General features: G+C 73.0%; 16 protein-coding genes. 3 read left to right on the forward strand and 13 right to left on the reverse strand.

Going from position 1 to position 18,632, the window contains the following annotated elements:
- Window positions 1-108 precede the first annotated feature (108 nt).
- Window positions 109-1,014, forward strand: a complete 906-nt coding sequence (locus AB0B50_RS28310) for a glycoside hydrolase family 16 protein (RefSeq protein ID WP_362337853.1) — start codon at window positions 109-111, stop codon at window positions 1,012-1,014.
- Window positions 1,015-1,058: 44 nt separating this feature from the next.
- Here the strand turns inward: AB0B50_RS28310 and AB0B50_RS28315 are convergent, their stop codons facing one another.
- The 3 genes from AB0B50_RS28315 to AB0B50_RS28325 all read right to left on the reverse strand — a co-directional run bounded on the left by AB0B50_RS28315 (window position 1,059) and on the right by AB0B50_RS28325 (window position 5,020).
- Window positions 1,059-2,054: a tellurite resistance/C4-dicarboxylate transporter family protein gene (locus AB0B50_RS28315; RefSeq protein WP_362337856.1), complete on the reverse strand. Its 996-nt coding sequence runs from the start codon at window positions 2,052-2,054 to the stop codon at window positions 1,059-1,061.
- Window positions 2,055-2,306: 252 nt separating this feature from the next.
- Window positions 2,307-3,497, reverse strand: coding sequence for a zinc-dependent alcohol dehydrogenase (locus tag AB0B50_RS28320; RefSeq protein WP_362337859.1), 1,191 nt, complete (start codon window positions 3,495-3,497; stop codon window positions 2,307-2,309).
- A gap of 11 nt (window positions 3,498-3,508) precedes the next feature.
- Window positions 3,509-5,020 carry an amidase gene (locus tag AB0B50_RS28325; protein WP_362337862.1) on the reverse strand — a complete coding sequence of 504 codons (1,512 nt, stop codon included), beginning with the start codon at window positions 5,018-5,020 and terminating at the stop codon, window positions 3,509-3,511.
- Window positions 5,021-5,147: 127 nt separating this feature from the next.
- Between AB0B50_RS28325 and AB0B50_RS28330 the strand changes: the two genes are divergently transcribed.
- Window positions 5,148-5,741 (forward strand): helix-turn-helix domain-containing protein, encoded by a 594-nt coding sequence (locus tag AB0B50_RS28330; RefSeq protein ID WP_362337865.1) that lies wholly within the window; start codon window positions 5,148-5,150, stop codon window positions 5,739-5,741.
- Between the two features lie 120 nt (window positions 5,742-5,861).
- On the opposite strand, the gene AB0B50_RS28335 is transcribed toward AB0B50_RS28330, so the two are convergent.
- The 6 genes from AB0B50_RS28335 to AB0B50_RS28360 all read right to left on the reverse strand — a co-directional run bounded on the left by AB0B50_RS28335 (window position 5,862) and on the right by AB0B50_RS28360 (window position 11,260).
- Window positions 5,862-6,134, reverse strand: a complete 273-nt coding sequence (locus tag AB0B50_RS28335; protein ID WP_362337868.1) for a hypothetical protein — start codon at window positions 6,132-6,134, stop codon at window positions 5,862-5,864.
- Window positions 6,131-7,087 carry a carboxylesterase family protein gene (locus AB0B50_RS28340; protein ID WP_362337871.1) on the reverse strand — a complete coding sequence of 319 codons (957 nt, stop codon included), beginning with the start codon at window positions 7,085-7,087 and terminating at the stop codon, window positions 6,131-6,133. Before AB0B50_RS28340 ends, AB0B50_RS28335 begins: the two co-directional genes overlap by 4 nt.
- Window positions 7,088-7,324: 237 nt before the next feature.
- A complete protein-coding gene (locus tag AB0B50_RS28345) occupies window positions 7,325-7,972 on the reverse strand; it encodes a response regulator transcription factor (RefSeq protein ID WP_362337874.1) in 648 nt (215 codons plus the stop codon).
- Entirely contained in the window at window positions 7,957-9,216 is a 1,260-nt protein-coding gene (locus AB0B50_RS28350; protein ID WP_362337877.1) for a histidine kinase, read from the reverse strand. The genes AB0B50_RS28345 and AB0B50_RS28350 overlap by 16 nt, the downstream gene beginning before the upstream one ends.
- 182 nt (window positions 9,217-9,398) lie before the next feature.
- Window positions 9,399-10,370: an anti-sigma factor RsbA family regulatory protein gene (locus tag AB0B50_RS28355; protein WP_362337880.1), complete on the reverse strand. Its 972-nt coding sequence runs from the start codon at window positions 10,368-10,370 to the stop codon at window positions 9,399-9,401.
- Complete coding sequence (locus AB0B50_RS28360; protein WP_362337883.1) at window positions 10,367-11,260, reverse strand: MEDS domain-containing protein; 894 nt, start codon at window positions 11,258-11,260, stop codon at window positions 10,367-10,369. Before AB0B50_RS28360 ends, AB0B50_RS28355 begins: the two co-directional genes overlap by 4 nt.
- Before the next feature lie 130 nt (window positions 11,261-11,390).
- Here AB0B50_RS28360 and AB0B50_RS28365 point away from each other — a divergent pair, with 130 nt between their 5' ends.
- Window positions 11,391-13,487, forward strand: a complete 2,097-nt coding sequence (locus AB0B50_RS28365) for a hypothetical protein (RefSeq protein WP_362337886.1) — start codon at window positions 11,391-11,393, stop codon at window positions 13,485-13,487.
- Between the two features lie 283 nt (window positions 13,488-13,770).
- Here AB0B50_RS28365 and AB0B50_RS28370 read toward each other — a convergent pair whose 3' ends face one another.
- The 4 genes from AB0B50_RS28370 to AB0B50_RS28385 are packed head-to-tail and all read right to left on the reverse strand — an operon-like array spanning window position 13,771 to window position 18,596.
- Window positions 13,771-14,925 (reverse strand): XdhC/CoxI family protein, encoded by a 1,155-nt coding sequence (locus tag AB0B50_RS28370; RefSeq protein WP_362337888.1) that lies wholly within the window; start codon window positions 14,923-14,925, stop codon window positions 13,771-13,773.
- Window positions 14,918-17,068, reverse strand: a complete 2,151-nt coding sequence (locus AB0B50_RS28375; protein WP_362337891.1) for a xanthine dehydrogenase family protein molybdopterin-binding subunit — start codon at window positions 17,066-17,068, stop codon at window positions 14,918-14,920. The genes AB0B50_RS28370 and AB0B50_RS28375 overlap by 8 nt, the downstream gene beginning before the upstream one ends.
- Window positions 17,065-18,057, reverse strand: a complete 993-nt coding sequence (locus tag AB0B50_RS28380) for a xanthine dehydrogenase family protein subunit M (RefSeq protein WP_362337894.1) — start codon at window positions 18,055-18,057, stop codon at window positions 17,065-17,067. The genes AB0B50_RS28375 and AB0B50_RS28380 overlap by 4 nt, the downstream gene beginning before the upstream one ends.
- Window positions 18,054-18,596, reverse strand: a complete 543-nt coding sequence (locus tag AB0B50_RS28385; protein WP_362337897.1) for a 2Fe-2S iron-sulfur cluster-binding protein — start codon at window positions 18,594-18,596, stop codon at window positions 18,054-18,056. Before AB0B50_RS28385 ends, AB0B50_RS28380 begins: the two co-directional genes overlap by 4 nt.
- Window positions 18,597-18,632: the final 36 nt, after the last annotated feature.

Here is an 18,632-nt window from a genome sequence, read left to right on the forward strand (position 1 = left end):
ACACCCTTTTCGGTGACAACTCTTGACGCCCCGTCACATCGACCGCACGATGACCCGTCGAGAAAGCGATTTCTATCGCTGCCGATGGGTTTCCCGAGAGGTGACGCCATGCGAGAAGACCGAGCCGTCGCACGCGTCCGGCGCCGCGCGGCCGCCGCCGGGCTGCTGCTCGGCGCCTGCGCCCTCGCGGCCGCCGTGCCGGCGCAGGCAGCCGGGGACGCCGCCCCGCTACCCGCGTCGCCGGTCGACCCCGCGACACCACGGGGAGCCCAGCCGCTCGGCACCGAAGGCCGTGCCACTGGTGCCCAAACCCTGGTGTTCAGCGACGAGTTCGACGGTTCCACGGTCAGCACGGCCCGCTGGACCGCCCGCGACCAGGAGCGTTCCGGTGCCGCGCCCGGCGACCGCTGGTGGTACAAGTCGGCCAACGTGCGCACCGACAACAAGGGCGCCCTCGCCATCGACGTACGACAGCTCGCGTCCAACCAGTTCTCCGGTGGACGCATCGACAGCCAGGGCAAGTTCACCTACACGCACGGCACGCTGGAGGCGCGCGTGCACACCCCGGCGAAGACCAACGGGCATCTCGCCGCGGTGTGGCTGCAGGCGGATGCCGGGCTCACGCCGGGCGGCGCGGTCGACGGGACGGCGCGCGACGGCGCCGAGATCGACATCACCGAGACCAACTACCAGGCCGACAAGTACTCGGCGACCCTGCACTGGGACGGTTACGGCGCCGACCACCAGTCCTCGTCCACAGTCGCGAACGCCCCCGGACTGCACGGCACTTGGTACCACACCTTCGGCCTCAGGTGGACGCCCGCGCAACTGCAGTTCCTCTACGACGGCACCGTCGTGCGCACGGTCACCGACCCCAAGCTCATCAGCCAGGTCAAGGAGTTCCCGATCCTGTCGCACGAGGTGCTCGACAACTGGGCCGACGGGTCCGTGCACGACGAGGTCTTCGACTGGAACTCCACGATGTACGTCGACTACATCCGGGTCTGGCAGTAACCGTCTCCGGCAGTAGGCGTCGCACCAGGGTCCGGCGGCAGCCGTCACCGCTCGCGCCGTACCGCGGACCGCACCGTCCCCACGAAGACGCACAGCCACACCGCCACCGCGACCCACAGCAGCACCCTGCCGGGCGGCTCCAGCCAGGAGAGGTCGGCGGCGGTGGCCACGGAGAGGGTGGCGACCGCCGTCATCCCCATCGGAAAGACGGTCGCCCAGCGGCGGACGTCGTAGCGCGGCCGGGGCCGGCGGAGTTCGGCGACGGAGAGGACGAGGTACCACGCGAGGTCCAGCGCCAGCAGGATCAACGTCACCGCGCGCAGGGCGTCGTGCCAGGCCCCGGTGAACAGCGGCGCGGCCACGAGCTTCGCCCCGGCGAGCGCCGAGATCGCCATGGCACCGCCCGCGACCCACTGGTCCCCGGCGCCCGTGCGGACGTTCCCGAGGTCGAACCGCGCGAAGGCCGGGGCGTACAGCACAAGGCCCAGGCAGAAGAACGCGAGCGCGACGCCGGAGAGCCACCCCTTGGCCAGGGTGACGGCCAGGGTGCCGGACAGCACGGCGATGCCCTGGGTGGCGACGCAGACGAGGAAGACGGCACCGGGCATGCGGCGCCCCCAGTGACGTACGACGGCGGGCAGCAGGACCAGCCACAGCACGGCCGCGATCACCAGCAGGGCCACCGCGAGCGGCTGCCGGCCCAGGAGCGCGATGCGGGTGCCGAGCACGCAGGTCGCGGCGACGGCGGTGAGCGCGGGCGGGGTGTCCGCCTCCGCCTCCCACCGGGAGCGTCGGAACAGCAGCCGGGCGGCGAAGTCCGCGGCGAGCCCGAGCCAGGCGGCACCGGCGAGCGCCAGCGCCGCCCGGGAGAGCGTCTCGTGGCCGAGGAGGTGCAGGCCGACGGAGATGATGCCGGTGGCCATCACGGCGGAACCGGCGGCGGGCGGCAGCCCCGCCCACCAGGCGACGAGATGCCCTTCGCGCCCGGCGGGTCGACCGCCCACGCCGTCGCCCCTGCCGGTGATGCTCCCCTGGCTCATGGGACCAGCCTCGGCCACACGGCGTGGGCGCGCCGGTGGAGAACGGCCGATCGACGTGCCGCGGCGGGGCCCGGACACGTCCTTCGCCGCACGGCGCGCTTCCTTGGGCGCGCCGCGATCCGACGCGCCCGACACCTGACGCGCGGCGTGAGCCCGTGCGGCGCGGGGCTCTCGGCGTGGGCGATCCGCGGCCCCGAGCCCGCGTCACCCGCCCCGTGTCACGGGCGGCCCCGCGTCACGGGCGGCCCCGCGTCACGGGCGCAAGAGGATCTTCACCGCGCCGTCCTCCTTCCGCTGGAAGATCTCGTACGCGTGCGGGGCCTCGGCCAGGGGCAGCCGGTGGGTGGCGAAGTCGTCGACGCCGAGCACGTCCTCGTCGTCGAGGAGCGGCAGGATCTGGTTCACCCAGCGCCGCACGTTCGCCTGACCCATCCTCAGCTGTATCTGCTTGTCGAACATCGTCAGGAGCGGCAGCGGGGACGCCATGCCGCCGTACACCCCGCTGAGCGACACCGTGCCGCCGCGGCGCACCAGGTCGAGGGCCGTGTAGAGGGCGGCGAGCCGGTCCGCGCCCGTCTTCTCGGCCAGGCGTACCGCCCAGGGGCGCGGCAGCAGCGTGGCCGCCTGCTGGGCGAGGCTGCCCGCCGGGCTGCCGTGCGCCTCGGTGCCCACCGCGTCGATGACCGCGTCCGGGCCGCGGCCGTCGGTGCGGTCCCTCAGGGCCTCGACCAGGTCCGCGCGCCCGTCGAAGTCACGCAGGTCGTACGTCTCCACGCCCCGGTCACGGGCCCGGCGCAGCCGCTCGGGCACCAGGTCCACGCCCAGGACGATCTCGGCGCCCTGCAGCCCGGCCACCCGGCAGGCCATGTCGCCGATGGGGCCGAGCCCGAGGACCGCGACGGAGCCGCCGGGCGGGACGTCGGCGTACCGGACGGCCTGCCAGGCGGTCGGCAGCACGTCCGAGAGGTAGAGATAGCGGTCGTCCGGGGCACCGTCGGGCACCTTGATCGGCCCGTACTGCGCCTGGGGCACGCGGAGATACTCGGCCTGGGCGCCGGGCACCCCTCCGTACAGGCGGGTGTATCCGAACAGCGCGGCGCCCATGCCCTCGTCGGTGACCTGGGTGGTCTCGCACTGCGTGGGCAGACCGGCGCCGCACATCCAGCAGTTGCCGCAGGCGATCTGGAAGGGCACCACCACACGGTCGCCGGGGCGCAGGTTCGGCACCTCGGCGCCGACCTCCTCCACCACGCCGATCGGCTCGTGCCCGAGGATGTCGCCGGGCGTCATGAACGACGTGAGCACCTCGTACAGATGGAGGTCGGAGCCGCACAGGCCGCTGGAGGTGATCCGTACGACCGCGTCCGTCGGCTGTTCGATCTTCGGGTCGGGAACGGTCTCCACCCGTACGTCGCGCCTGCCCTGCCATGTCACCGCACGCATCGCACTGCCTCTCACTGCCGTCGGGACTCCTGGTGCCGTCCCCTCGGGTCCCCCTGAGGTCCTCGGGTACACGGGCGACCTGTGTGGTTCCCCGCCCACACCACGGGAGTCCGGCCCGACCACGGGCTCGCCTCTTCGAGTTGTCCGGCGAGGCGGAAGAGCAGGCCCTCCTCCCCGTACCCGGCGGCGAACTGCATCCCGATCGGCAGCCCCGTCCCGGCGTCGGCCGCCAGCGGCACGGACATGGCGGGCGTGCCCGCGGCGTTGAACGCCATGGTGAACGGCGAGCGGTCGTTGAGGCGCTCGATCCAGCCGAGGCCGTCCAGCTCCCCCGCGCCCTCGCCGTAGGCGCCCAGCGGCATGGGGAGTTCGGGCAGGGCCGGGGTGAGCAGCACGTCGTACGCCTCGAAGGACCGCGCCAGGCTTCGGGCCACTTGGTTCCGCATGGCGAGCGCGGTCACGAACTGGGCACCGCTGACCCGCTGTCCGTAGCGATGGCCTTCGAGGGTCTCGGGTTCGAGCGTCGAGGAGTCGACGGGCCGGCCGAAGGCGGCGGCGAGTCCGTCGATCCAGGCCGTGAGATTCACCGTCATCAGACGGGCGCCCGCGAGGACGAACTCCTCCCAGTCGACCCCGAGGCCGACCTCGGCCTCCTCCACGCGGTGACCGAGGGATTCCAGCAGCCCCACGGTGCGGGCGAGGGCGTCGGCCACCGGCGCGGTGGTGCGGCGGCCGCCCCACGCCTGGGCGAGGACGCCGATCCTCAACGCACCTGGACGACGGGTGACTTCGTCCAGGTAGGGGCGGGACGGCTCCGGCGCGACGTACGGGTCACCCGGCTCCGCACCGCGCATCCGGTCCAGCAGTGCCGCGCTGTCGCGCACGGTGCGGCTGACGCCGCCCTGCACGGCGAGGCCGCTGAAGATCTCGTCGACGTCGGGACCCATCGAGACCCGGCCGCGGGTGGGCTTCAGCCCGAACAGGCCGTTGTGGGCGGCGGGTATGCGCAGCGAACCCGCGGCGTCGGTGGCATGCGCGAGCGGGACGATCCCGGCGGCGACGGCCGCGCCCGCTCCCCCGCTGGATCCGCCCGCACCGCGCTCCGGGTCCCAGGGGTTGCGGGTCGGGCCGTACGCCAAGGGCTCCGTCGTGATGCTGTAGGCCAGCTCCGGCGTCGCGGTGCGCCCGAACGTCACGAGGCCCGCGCGGCGGAAGCGCCGCATCAGGGAGGAGTCGGCGCCCGCGACGTTGCCCGCCGCCAGACGGCTGCCCAGCTCCGTGCGCCGCCCGGCCATGGCCACGCCGACGTCCTTGATCAGGAAGGGGACCCCGGCCAGCGGTGTGCTGCCGGGGACGGGCTCGCCGTCGGCCCGCCAGGTCTCCACGACGGCGTTGATCCGGGGATTCACCGCCTGCGCCGCCTCGTGTGCGGCCGCCTCCAGCTCGGCGGGGGTCACCTCGCCCCGGGCCACCAGCTCGGCGAGCCCCACCGCGTCGAAGGTCACGTACTCGGCAACTCTCACTGTCACTCCCGGCAGAAGGAACAAGACCGTTAAGTCCCTCACGATACCGATCGGTATCGCATGGAACGGACTGGTACCGTAGCAGGCGCCGAGAGCCCCACCACCGACCTGACGTCACGGAGCAGCCATGGCATCGACCGCGAGCAGACCGAGCAGGGTGGCGAAACTGCCGCCTCGCGAGCGCATCCTCGACGCGGCGGAGGAGCTCTTCCAGAGCGAGGGGATCCTGCGGGTCGGCGTCCAGGCGATCGCCGAGAAGGCCGAGACCACCAAGATGGCGATCTACCGGCACTTTGAGACCAAGGACGCCCTGGTCGCCGAGTGGCTGCGCATCGTCGCCGCCGACTACCGGGCCGCCTTCGACCGGGTCGAGGCCGAACACCCCGACCGCCCCAGGGAGCAGATCCTGGGCCTGGCCCGCTTCATCGCCGAGGGCTTGCCGACGATCTCGCACCGGGGCTGCCCGTTCATCAACTCCCTGGCCGAACTGCCCGACCGCTCCCATCCGGCACGGCAGGTGATCGAGGAGCACAAGGCCCGCCAGACCCGCAGGCTGGTCGCCATGTGCGCGGCGGCCGGTCTGCCGGACCCCGAACAGGCCGCGGCCGAGATCACCTTCGTACTGGAAGGCGCTCAGGTCAGCACGCAGAACGGAAGCATCGACCGGGCAGGGGACCGACTGATGAGGATCGTCGAGGGCGTCGTCGACCGGCACCGCTGATGGGGGCGACGCTCGGGCGGTGCCGTCCGCTGGAAGCCAGGGAACTGCCGGACCCGGCATCGCGGCCGGACCGGGCGGTCCGTCGCGAGCCCGAGCCGGACGGCAAGACGCCCACCGAGGTCAGACAGGTCTGACCAACCAGTCACCTGTGCCGTGGGCCGTTCTCGCGCCGGTTTCCCGTTCGGCCATGTAGCGCCGGGAAAGACGCAGGAGCACGTCACCGGCCTCCTTCCCGCGTCCCATGGCGGTGAGCGTGCGGGCCTGTACGTCGACGGCCTGGGCAAGCTCCTCCCGGTACCTGTCGGACGTCCGGCCGAGCGGCCGGAGAAGGTGCACGGCCTCCTGGATCACCGACAGGACCATGTCGAGGGCACGGCGCTGCGCAAGGCTCATCCAGGCGATCGTGCACAACAGCTTCGCGAGCGCGGCTCGTTCGGCGTCCCCGCCCTCCCCCGCGAGCTGCCGCCGCAGCTCGATTGCCTCTTCCCAGACGACCATCGACCGGCTCTGGCGCCCGGCGCGAAACAGCTGCAGACCGAGACTCTCCAGCGCGGCCGCAAGTCCCCTCCTGTGGCGCTCCGGACACCCTGCGGCGAGCCGGCGGCGGATGGCGGCCGAGTCCTCCAGAACGCAGTCATGTCGTCCGCGTTCCAGCCGTACAGGACGTCGAGACCGCGGACGTTCTCGTCGAAGAAGGCTCCCGGGGACGGGACGAGGCCGGTGTCCTCCGCCGGGACGAACGCGGGCTCCATCGGCCTGCCCGTGCGGCGCAGAGTGGCCAGGGCCGTCTCGCGCTGCGCCGCCAGGATCTCGGGGACCCCTGCCGTGCGGGGATCATCGCCGAGCGCGTCGGCGAAGGTGCGGCCCATCGCGAGGGACTCCTCACGGGGGCGCGCGGTGAACCCGAGCGGGGTGCTCTGCAGGACGGCACGGCGGAAGAGCCCACGTGCCGCGGGCAGTTCCATCAAGAGGCGGACGGAGATGCCGCCGGCGGACTGGCCGATCACCGTGACGTCGCCCGGGTCGCCGCCGTACTCGGCGATGTGCCCGTGCACCCAGCGCAGGGCCTCCAGCTGGTCGCACAGACCGAGGTTGCCCTCGCTCACCCCGTCGAGGCAGAGGTAACCGAGCGCGCCCAGGCGGTGGTTGATACCGACGACCACCACGTCGCCCTCGGCGGCGAGCACCCCGCCGTCGTACCAGTCCATGAGGCCCGCGCCGCTGCTGAACCCTCCGCCGTGGAACCACACGAGCACCGGCCTGGCCCCCGTGCCCCTGGCCGGTGCGGCGATGGTCAAGTTGAGGCAGTCCTCGCCCTGGGGGCGGGCGTCACGGGGCGGGCCCATGATCGCTTCGAGCCGTGAGGCAGTTGCGGCGCGATCTCGCCGCTCGCGGGGCGGGAATCCGGCTCCGGTACGGGGCGTGGCCGGGCGAAGCGTTCGGCGGTGGCATAGCGGATCGGGCCCGTGCGGTGGATCGTCTTCGGTTCCTTCATGCCGGGGCGCCCTCCGTCGCGAGTACGGCTCAACCCGACGAGTCTGCCAGGCCCGCGACGGCCCTCCTCCAGGTTGTTGACGCCTCTCCTACGAGTGGTTGAGGTAGGCGAGCACGGCCAGCACGCGGCGGTTGTTGTCGTCGTCATCGGTGATGCCGAGCTTGCCGAACATCGAGGTGGTGTACTTGCTGATCGCGCTCTCGCTGAGGAACAGCCGTCGTCCGATGGCCTGGTTGGACAGCCCCTCGGCCATGAGGGCGAGCACGGAGTGTTCGCGTTCGGTGAGCCCGCCGAGCCGTCGGTTCGAGGGGCCGCTGGAGAGCAGTTTGGAGATGACCGCCGGGTCCATGGCGGTCCCGCCGTCCGCGACGCGTTCCAGGGCGTCGATGAACTGGTCCGCGTCGAACACGCTCTCCTTGAGGAGATAGCCGACGCCGCCGGAACCGTCGGACAACAGCTCGCGGGCGTAGAGCTGTTCGACGTACTGGGACAGGATCAGGACCGGGAGGCCCGGCACCTCGGCGCGCGCCGCGAGCACCGCCCGCAGGCCCTCGTCCGACTGGGTCGGCGGCATGCGGACGTCGACGACGGCCACGTCCGGCCGCCACGTCAGCAGTGCGTCGAGCGTCTCCGGACCGGTGGTCGCCGTCGCCACCACCTCATGCCCGCACGCCTCGATGAGGCGGACGATCCCGTCGCGCATGAGGTAGAGGTCTTCGGCTACGACGATTCGCATGCCACCATCATCCTCGCCCTGGTCGGACCGCCTGCCGGGCTGCTGATCTCCAGGACACCGTCGAAGACCACGAGTCGGCGGCGCAGCCCTTCGAGGCCGCCGCCGGCCCGCGCGTCGGCGCCTCCGCGGCCGTCGTCCTCGACGTCGACGACGATGCCGGTCTCGTCCCGGGCGAGGGAGATCCGCACCCGGGTCGCTCGGGCGTGCTTGACCGCGTTGGTCAGGAGTTCGGCGATCCCGAAGTACAGGGCGGACTCGATGGGCGGGTCCAGGCGTGCGGGTTCGCCTGCGTCGACCGTGACGTCGAGAGGACTGTCCAGGGCGAGCGCGCGCACGGCATCGACGAGCCCCCGGTCGTTCAGGACGGGCGGGTTGATCCCCTTGACCAGTTCGCGGAGTTCGGTCAGCGAGGTGGCGGCGCCGACCCGCGCCTCCCGCATCAGCGCCTTGGCCTGCTCCGGGTCGGTCTCCATCAGCTTCTCCGCGGTCGCCAGGGAGAGCCCGAGGACGACCAGACGGGCCTGCGCCCCGTCGTGCAGGTCGCGCTCGATCCGGCGGATCTCCGCGGCCTGCGCGACCGTGGTGTCCGCGCGCTGGGCCGTCAGTTCGTCCACCCGGTCGGCAAGGGCCATCGCGGCCGAGGGGCGCAGGAAGCGGACGGCCACCGGCTCCAACACCCGCCATGCGTACGGGGAGCAGGCCACCGCCACGACGAGACCGAGCGCCGCGACCACGTACCCCGCGGTGCCCGAGCCGCTGAGCCCGATGAGCACCACGACCGCCCCGGCCGCCGGGAGGGCCGCCACCACGCCCGCGGTGAAGGGGAAGACGGCCGTGAACCACAGGTCGCGCCAGTTGGCGGGGTCCTTCCACCGCAACCGCCACTTCTGGTCGATCAGGGCGTCGCGGCGGGTGCGTTCATAGCCGAAGCCGTTCCACCAGAACCCGGTCGACAGCTGCGTGACCGGCACGGCCTGCCGGTATCCGTCCGGGACGACGGTGCCGGCCCACCGGGCGACGAGGAGGCGTACGGTCCGGCAGACAGGGCGGGACAGAGCGAGCGTGCCGACACCGACCAGCACGAACGGCGCCACCCATGACCAGGGGTTCGCCGCGCCCCACCACATCCCCAGCGCCACTGCGGCGGCCCACACCGCCGGCACCAGCAGGGCGACGACCGCCACGCCGCACGACCGCACGAACCCCACGCAGGCACTCGCCGCCCACACCCTCACCTGTCGCATGACCTCGCCGCTCCCTCACAACCCGTTCAGCGCACCCACGGACCCCGCGGCGCACCGACCCGGGCGGGACCGCCCGGTGTCACAACTGTGCACCCCACGCGTCCCGATTCGCTCCTGACCAGGCAAGGAGTGGGTCTGGCCCCACCCCTCCCGGGGGCCAGGCGCCGCCGCGGCGGCGCGGATCAGCGGCGGAAGTGCAGCCGCACGACCGCGCCCTTCGCGCCGAGCCGCTCGCTGACCAGGTCGCACAACTGCCGTACGACCCACAGGCCGTGGCCCGACGCGGCCCGCGGGGCGGGCGGCACGTGCCCCAGGTACCCGGAGTCCCGTACGGAGACGGCGGGCCGTCCGCCGCCGGTGTCGGCGACCTCGCAGACCACCCAGTCCGGGTCGTGCCACAGCCGCAGCACGCCGTGGCCACCGCCGAAGCGGACGGCGTTGACCACCGCTTCGTGCACGGCGGCTGCCATGTCGCGGGCGCGGTCGTCGGTGATCCTGCAGCGGCGGGCGAACTCCGCGACGGCGAGGCGGGCGGCCACCGACTCGCCCCGGGCGAACGGCACTTCGCGGGGCGGGTCGACCGGGACCGAAACGTCCGGGAGCGTGCGGGTGCGTTCGTCGCACTCGGCGTAGAAGTCCGTCGGGTCCGCGTACCCCCCGCTGACGGCAGGGCCGCCGGTGCCGAGGGCCACCTCGGGGTGGGTGGGCCGGACGTCGGCGAGGACGTCGTCGGGCAGGACCCGGGCGTCGTAGGGACACACGATCCAGTGACCCGAGCCGGCGAACGCCACATTGACGAGCGATTCGTAGCGCGTCCACTCCTGGGTCTCGAAGGCCGTGCGGCCCGCCCACACCGGCTCGCCGATGACGCGGACCCGGCGGGCGCCGCCCTCCTCGTGCTCCGTGCAGTAGTCGTTGTACTGGCGCAGTGTGCGGGAGGGGAAGTGGTACCAGTCCCGGGCGTCGACGAAGTCGACCTCCCGCGCGGCGTCGCCGAGGGCGTCCCGAAGGAGCGTGATGTTGTCCCGGTCGACGACGGCGAGCACCGCGTCGTCGGCGGTGAGTCCGTCGTGCACGAACCCGAGCGTGCCGGAGAGGAATTCCTCGTCCGAGGCGTAACAGAGCGCCTGATGGACGAAGCCCGCGCGCGTCATGACTCCTCGTGCCCCTTCCCCATGTCGAGGCCGGGGATGCGGTCCCAGCCGGTGACGCGCATGACGCGCCGCACGTGCGGAGCGACGCCGTCCAGGACCAGGCTGCCGCCCAGCGCGTACAGGCCGAGGCCCGTGAAGACCAGGAGCCGCAGCGCGCAGACGTCGATGAAGGTCAGGTCCCGCAGGTCGAGCCGGGTGCGGTGCGGGGCATCACGACGGTCGCCGGAACGCTCGGCCTCGGCGCGCAGGGCACGGGCCACCGCGGTGACGTTGCTGTCGTCCACCTCGCCGCACAGGGCGAGGCCGGGCGGCGTGAACGTCCTGGTGATGCGGAGCAGTTCGTCCTGCCAGACGTCGTCGGCGACCGCCCTGCCGTGGTGCAGGGCGTCGAGGGCGTCCAGTTCGCGCCGGGCGAAGACGCGGCGGTCGTACTGGCACAGGCCGAGCACGGGCAGCGCCTGGAAGACGGGATCCAGCAGCCGCTCGGCGTCGCAGAGCCCCTTCGGCGGCTCCGCGCCCTGGTCGGGCAGGACCTCCAGGGCGACCCGCAGCCCCAGGAACCCGTCGGCCACCGCGCCTTCGGCCTCGCGGCGCACCAGGTCGTCCAGGTCCCACAGCCCGCACGCCGTGCCGAGGCGGGAGTTGACCCGCAACCTGTCCGTCGCGAGCGCTTCCGCCACGTCGCAGCCCTGCCCGCGCAGGAACCGGAGCAGGGTGGGCGGTGGCGCGTCGACCGAGGTCAGGAGCAGTCCGCGCTGCCCGCTCGCCAGGCCGTCCAGGAGGAACGCGGCGAGCACCGCCTCGCGTTCCTCGTCCGTGTCGTAGCCGAGGAAGAGATGATCCCCAGGCCGCATCTGCCCCACGGCTCGCAAGGCAGGAGCGGTGTCCATCCTCACGTACCCCCTCCGTACGATGACCGCCGCACCGCTACCCGATGTGGCTGGACGATTACACGGTACGCATCCGGGGCGCCCTCCGGAACGGGCTATGGTGATCTGCGTCACGGCAGGTCGAGGGGGCATGGCGGCTTCAGTGCGCAAGGACAACGGCCGGAGCGGAAATCTGCCCACGGAGGCGAACGCCTTCATCGGACGGGGTGCTGAACTCGAACGCATCGCGCGGTTGTTGGACGCCTCGCGGCTTGTGACCCTGACGGGGCCCGGCGGGGTGGGCAAGTCCCGCCTCGCGCTGCGCGCCGCCCATGAGGCGCTGCACCGGTTCCCCGGCGGCACCTGGCTGGTCGAGCTCTCCCCGCTGACCGACGCGTCGTTGCTGCCGCACGCGGTCATGGACGCGCTGCGGCGCCCGGGACAGACCGTGCGCCCCCTTCTGGACGCCCTCGCCGACCGGTTGAGCGGTGAGCCGGTGCTGCTGGTCCTGGACACCTGCGAGCACATCCTGGTGCCGTGCGCCCAGCTGGTCTCCGAACTCCTCGCCCGCGTACCGCGGTTGCGGGTCCTGACGACCAGCAGACAGCCGCTCGCCGTGCCGGGCGAGCACGTCCTCGCCCTCGATCCGCTGCCGGTCGGCCCGGGGGCCGGGGAGGACGGGAGCGCCGTCGCGCTGTTCACCGTGCGGGCGACGGCCGCGGTGCCCTCCTTCCGGGTCACCGACGCCAACCGCCCGCAGATCGACGCGATCTGCGCGCGGCTCGACGGGATCCCGCTCGCCCTCGAGCTGGCGGCCGTGCGGCTGCGCGGCATGCCCCTCGACCGTTTACTGGAGGGCCTCGACTCGCGCTTCGACCTGCTCACCGCACGTACCGCGCCGCGGATCGCGCGGCACCGGACCCTGCGCACCGCGATCGGCTGGAGCCATGAGCTGTGCACGCCGCTGGAGCGGCTGCTGTGGGCCAGGCTGTCCGTTTTCGCGGGCGGCTGGGACCTGGAGGCCGCCGAATTCGTCTGCCACGGCGGGCCGTTGGAGACCGAGCGCGTCCTCGAACTGCTCTCCTGGCTCACCGAGAAGTCCATCGTGATCCAGGAGCCCGACGGCGCGGGCATGCGCTTTCGGATGCTGGACACGCTGCGGGCGTTCGGAGCGCAGTGGCTCGACGGGCTCGGTGAGAGCGGGGCGGTCCGGCGCCGCCACCGCGACTACTACCGGTGGCTGGCCCGGCGCGGCGAGGCCGAGTGGCTCGGCTCGGCACAGCGGGCGTGGGCGGAGCGGATGTGCGCGGAGCACGCCAATCTGCGGCTCGCCCTGGAGGAGTGCCTCGCCGATCCGGAGCCCGCGTGCGCCCTCGAACTGGCCGGCACGCTCTGGTTCTTCTGGTTCGCCTGCGGATACGCGGAGGAGGGCCGCACCTATCTCGAGCGTGCCCTGCGGCATGACGACGGCACGGGCCCCGAGCGGGTGCTCGCGCTGTGGGCCCAGCGGCTGATCACCCTGGACCCCGACGACCTGGACGCGGCCGAGCAGGTCGCCACGGCCTACACCCGCCTCGCGGCGGCGCGCGGACTGCCCGACGCCGCCCTCCATCTGCCGCTGAACGGCGCGAGTCTGGCCGTACGCGGGGAGTCCGCGCGCTCCGCGATACTGCATGCCCCTTCGGGGCAGGCCCCCACGGGCGGCGGGGGCGCCATGTTCTTCCGGCTCACCGCGCTGGCCGTGCAGGCCTATCTCCTGGCGGCGCAGGGCGCGTTCGAGCGGGTGGCGACCGTCGCGGGGAAGCTGCGCGCCGAGTGCGACAAGTGCGGGGAGCTGTGGATGCGGGCGTGGGGCGACTACTACCTCGCGCTCGCCCGGCTCGGCCAGGGGAACGCGACCTCTGCGGCCTACCACGCCCGCAGCGCGCTGTCCGCGAAGTGGCGCGTCCACGACCGCCTCGGCACGGCCGCGGCCGTGGACCTCCTCAGCGCGGTCGAGGCGGCCCTGGGCAGACCCGACCGAGCGGCACAACTCCTGGGGGTGAGCGGCAGATTGTGGTCAGACGCGGGCCTCCCGGAACTGGGCGACGCGGCCTCGACGAGCTTCCGCTCCCTCCACGAACAACGCCTGCGGAAGGCCCTGGGCGACGCACCGTGCGCCCGCCTCCTGGCGGAGGGAAAGGACCTCACGACGGACCAGGCGATCACACTGGCTCATGCGGACGAGCCCCCGGAGGGGTTGTGGTGACGGGCGCCGCAAGGCTGTGGCCCGTGGTGAACCGGGCGCCTGCGATCACGTCGCAAGCTCCCCGCGCCGCATCCCCCAGTGGTTCACAGCCCTCCCGGCCACGGGTCCCGCCTCGCGACCGCACCGACGCCGCACCGGAGGGCCTGCGCTCAACAAGCCCGCGCGAACCGCGCCTCACGGTGAACCAGCTCGCCATCACGCCGTGCGGCGAACCCGCGCCGGATGCCTACGGACGTCGGCAGTCCGGCCGACTCCTCGCTACGGGAAACCACTTCCCGCCCCCTCAAGCCATCACGCTCTCCCACTCCGACGCCGACCCGCCCGACGCGTCATGATGGATCGGCGTCCTCGATCCCCGCAGCGGCAAGCCCGTGCCGCCCTGGCGTGACGCGATGATTTCCGCCGCGATCGACAGGGCCGTTTCCTCCGGTGTTCTCGCGCCCAGGTCGAGGCCGATCGGGGAGTGGAGGCGGGCCAGTTCGGCTTCCGTCACGCCCACGTCGCGCAACCTGCGGTTGCGGTCGTCGTGGGTGCGGCGGGAGCCCATCGCGCCGACGAACGCGACCGGCAGCCGCAGCGCCGTCGCCAGCAGCGGTACGTCGAACTTGGCGTCGTGGGTCAGCACGCACAGGACGGTGCGGGCGTCCGTGGCGGTGCCCTGGAGATAGCGGTGCGGCCACTCGATCACGATGTCGTCCGCCTCCGGGAAGCGGGCCCTGGTGGCGAAGACGGGGCGGGCGTCGCACACCGTGACGTGGTAGCCGAGGAACTTGCCCGCGCGGACCAGCGCCGCCGCGAAGTCCACGGCCCCGAACACGATCATGCGGGGCGGCGGCACGCTCGACTCGACAAGGACCGTCACCGCGCTCCCGCACCGCGACCCGCTCTCCGAGACGACGAACTCGGCGGTGCGCCCCGCCGCCAGCAGGGCACGGCTCTCCCCCACCGCCGTGCGATCGAGGTCAGGGTGCCCGCCGAGGCCGCCCGAGTCGAGACCGTCCGGGCCCACCAGGAGGGGCCTGCCGAGCAGTTCGGCCGGGCCCTTGAACACGCGGGCCAGGGCGGCCGCCTCGCCACGCACCGCGGCCGACAGGGCGGCGGCGAACACCGCCCTGTCCGGAGCGTCCACGGCCACCGGCGTGACAAGGACCTCGATGACGCCCCCGCAGGTCAGGCCGACCGCGAAGGCGTCCTCGTCGCTGTAGCCGAAGCTCTCGACCGCGGACGTGCCGTCCTGGAGTGCCTGGACGCACAGGTCGTAGACCGCGCCTTCCACGCAGCCACCGGAGACGGAGCCGATGGCATTGCCCTCGCCGTCGACGGCGAGCGCGGCGCCCGGACCGCGCGGCGCGCTCCCGCCGACGGAGACGACGGTGGCGACGGCGAAGTCCCGGCCCTCCTGGACCCATCGGTTCAGGTCGTCGGCGATGTCAAGCACGGGATCCGTCCCCGGCCACGCCGTCGCCGGGCACGTCGGCCCGCAGCACCCGGTCCGGCCGGATCGGCAGGGCCCGGTGCCGGACGCCCGTCGCGTGCCAGACCGCGTTGGCGACGGCCGCCGCCGCGCCCACGATGCCGATCTCCCCGATGCCCTTGATGCCGACCGGGTCGTCCACGTCCGGATCGGCCACCCAGTCCACCTCGATGTGCGGCACGTCGGCGTGCGCGGCGACGTGGTAGCCCGCCAGGTCGGGGCCCACGAGCGAGCCCGACGTCCGGTCCCTGATCGCCTCCTCGTGCAGCGCCATGGACAGACCCCAGATCATGCCGCCGGTGAGCTGGCTGCGCGCGGTCAGCGGGTTGATGATCCGCCCCGCGGCGAAGATGCCGAGCATGCGCCGCACCCGCACCTCGCCGGTGGCGACGTCCACGGCGACCTCGGCGAACTGCGCGCCGAAGGAGTGCCGTTCCTTCTGCGTGAGCGCGCTGATGGCCGCAGTCGTGTCGGACCGCACCGTGATGCCCTCCGGCGGAATGTGCCCGCCGGGAACCAGCTTCTCCCGCAGCTCGCGCGCGGCCAGCGTGATGGCCCAGCCCCAGGACCGGGTGCCCATGGAGCCGCCCGCGATCATCGCGGGCCCGAAGTCGCTGTCGGCGATGCGGACATGGACGCGGTCCGTGGGCACGTCGAGGGCGTCCGCGGCGATCAGCGTCAGCGCGGTCCGCGCACCGGTGCCGACGTCCGCCGCGGTGATGCGCACGGTGAAGGTGTCGTCGGCCTCCGCCGTGACGGCCGCCGTGCTGGCGCCGACGAGCACGGGGAAGGTGGCCGACGCCGTGCCGGTGCCGAGCAGCCACCGCCCTTCGCGGCGCACGCCGGGCCGCGGGTCCCGGTCCGCCCAGCCGAACCTGCGGGCGCCCTCCTCGAAGCACGCGAGGAGGTTGCGGCTGCTGAACGGCAGCCCGGAGACGGGGCCCACCTCGGGTTCGTTGCGGACCCGCAGCGCGACGGGGTCGACGCCGCACTTCTCCGCGAGTTCGTCGAGGGCGGACTCCACGGCGAACGACCCCGGCGCCTCGCCCGGTGCCCGCACCCAGGTCGGCGTCGGCACGTCGAGGCGTACGAGACGGTTGACGGTGTGGTGCGCGTCGGCGGCGTACATCGCGCGCGCGTATCCGGCGCTGCCCTCCACGAATTCATGGACGGTCGACGACAGGCTCTGCGCCTGGTGGTCGAAGGCCCGCAGCCGCCCGTCCGGCTCGGCGCCGAGCCGGACGCGCTGGGTGGTGGGGCTGCGGTAGCCGACGAGCGAGAACATCTGACGGCGGGTCAGCACGACGCGGACGGGCCGGTCGAGAGCCGTCGCCGCCATCACGGCGGCGACCTGGTGGACCCGCAGGCCCTTGGACCCGAAGGCGCCGCCGACGTGCTCGGACACCACCCGGACCGAGGCCGGGTCGAGGGAGAACAGCTTCGACAGGTCGTCCGCGATCCAGGTGCTGCCCTGGTTGGAGTCGACCACTTCGAGGCGGCCGCCTTCCCAGCGGGCAGTCGCCGCGTGCGGCTCCATCGGGATGTGGTGCTCTTCGGGCGTGCTGTACTGCGCGTCCACGACATGGGCGGACGCGGCGAGTTCGGCTTCCAGGTCGCCCTTCTCCATACGCATGCCCTCGGTGTCCGGCGTGTACGTACCGGGGCGTTCGACGTAGAACTCGACGTCGTGCGGCTCCCTTTCGTAGGTGACCGCCAGTGCCTCGGCGGCCTCCCTGGCCTGCTCGGACGTCTCGGCGACGACCAGCGCCACCGGCCAGCCCACGAAGGGCACGCGGTCGTGCTGGAAGACCTCGATGATCGGGTCCGGCCGTCCCAGCATGCTCTCGTAACTGCCGTCGACGCGCGGGGCATTGCCGTGGTGAAGGACCGTCAGGACGCCGGGCATCGCGAGGACGGGCTCCGTGTCGACCGAGCGGACGCGGCCGCGGGCGATCGTGGACAGCACGAGCCAGCCGTGGGCGAGGTCGGCGAAGGGCAGCTCGCCCGCGTACCGTGCCGCGCCGGTGACCTTGTCGCGGCCCTCGACGCGCGTGTGCGCGGCACCGACGGCGCCCGTCACCGCGGCGGTTGCGGCGGTTGTGGTCATCGGGCGGCCTCCTCGGCGAGTTCGGTGAGCACGGCCACGACGAGGTTGCGCGTGAGCGTCACCTTGTAGCCGTTGTCGGGCAGGGCGCGGGCTGCCGCCAGTTCGGCGTCGGCCGCGGCGGCGAAGGCCTCGGCGCTCGCCGGGCCGCCCGTCAGCGCCCGCTCGGCCGCGTGCGCGCGCCACGGCCGTGACGCGACGGCGCCGAAGGCGATGCGCACCTCACGTACGACACCGTCCCGTACATCGAGAGCGGCGGCGATCGAGCCGATCGCGAACGCGTACGAGGCGCGCTCGCGCACCTTGCGGTAGCGGGAGACGGCGGCGACCGGGGCGGGCGGCAGGGTGATGGCGGTGATCAGCGCGCCGGAGGGCAGCGCCGTCTCCAGGTGCGGGGTGTCCCCCACGGGCAGATAGAACGCGGAGAGCGGCAACTCCCCCGGCCCGTCCGCCGATTCGTAGTGGACGACGGCGTCGAAGGCGGCGAGGGCCACGCCCATGTCCGAGGGGTGCACGGCCACGCAGTGCTCGGTGGCGCCGAGGATGGCGTGGTTGTGGTGCTCGCCCTCCAGGGCGGGGCAGCCGCTGCCGGGTTCGCGCTTGTTGCACGGCTTGCTCAGGTCGGTGAAGTAGCCGCAGCGGGTGCGCTGGAGGAGGTTTCCGCCGACGGTCGCCATGTTGCGCAGCTGGCCGGACGCGCCGGCGAGGACGGCCTGCGCCAACGCCGGGTAGCGGCGGCGCACTTCGGGGTGGGCGGCGAGGTCGCTGTTGGTGACGGTGGCGCCGATGCGCAGTCCGCCGTCCTCGGTGGCTTCGATCCGGTCCAGGGGCAGTTCGCGTACGTCGACGAGGAGCGCGGGCCGCTCGACGCCGGTCTTCATCAGGTCGACGAGGTTGGTGCCGCCGCCGAGGTAGCGGGCGTCGGGGTCGGCGCCGAGCACGGCGAGCGCGCCGGGCACGTCGTACGCCCGTCGGTAGTCGAAGTCCCTCATGCCGCCCCCTCCTCGGCGCGGGCCGCCTTCTCGACGGCCTGCACGATCGACACGTACGCGCCGCAGCGGCAGAGGTTGCCGCTCATCCGCTCGCGGATCTCCTCCGCGGTGAGCTCGGGCACGCCCGCCTCAGGCCGTACGTCGGTGGTGGCGGCGCTCGGCCAGCCCGCCGCGTGTTCCTCGAGCACGCCGAGGGCGGAACAGATCTGCCCCGGTGTGCAGTAGCCGCACTGGAAGCCGTCGAGGTCGAGGAACGCCTGCTGCACGGGGTGCAGCCGGTCGCCGTCCGCGACGCCCTCGATGGTGGTGATCACGCGCCCTTCGGCCGCGACCGCGAGCTGCAGGCAGGAGACGGCGCGGCGGCCGTCGATCAGCACCGTGCAGGCACCGCACTGGCCCTGGTCGCAGCCCTTCTTGGTGCCGGTCAGATCGAGCCGCTCGCGCAGTGCGTCGAGCAGGGTGGTGCGGTGGTCGACGGACAGTGTGTGCTTCTCGCCGTTGATGTTCAGGGTGACGGCACTGGACGTCGATGGAGCCATGAGCAGCCTTCTTTCGCGAATCGCGTCGAACGAGGC

The organism is Streptomyces sp. NPDC041068 (genome assembly GCF_040647455.1).
Classification (GTDB): domain Bacteria; phylum Actinomycetota; class Actinomycetes; order Streptomycetales; family Streptomycetaceae; genus Streptomyces.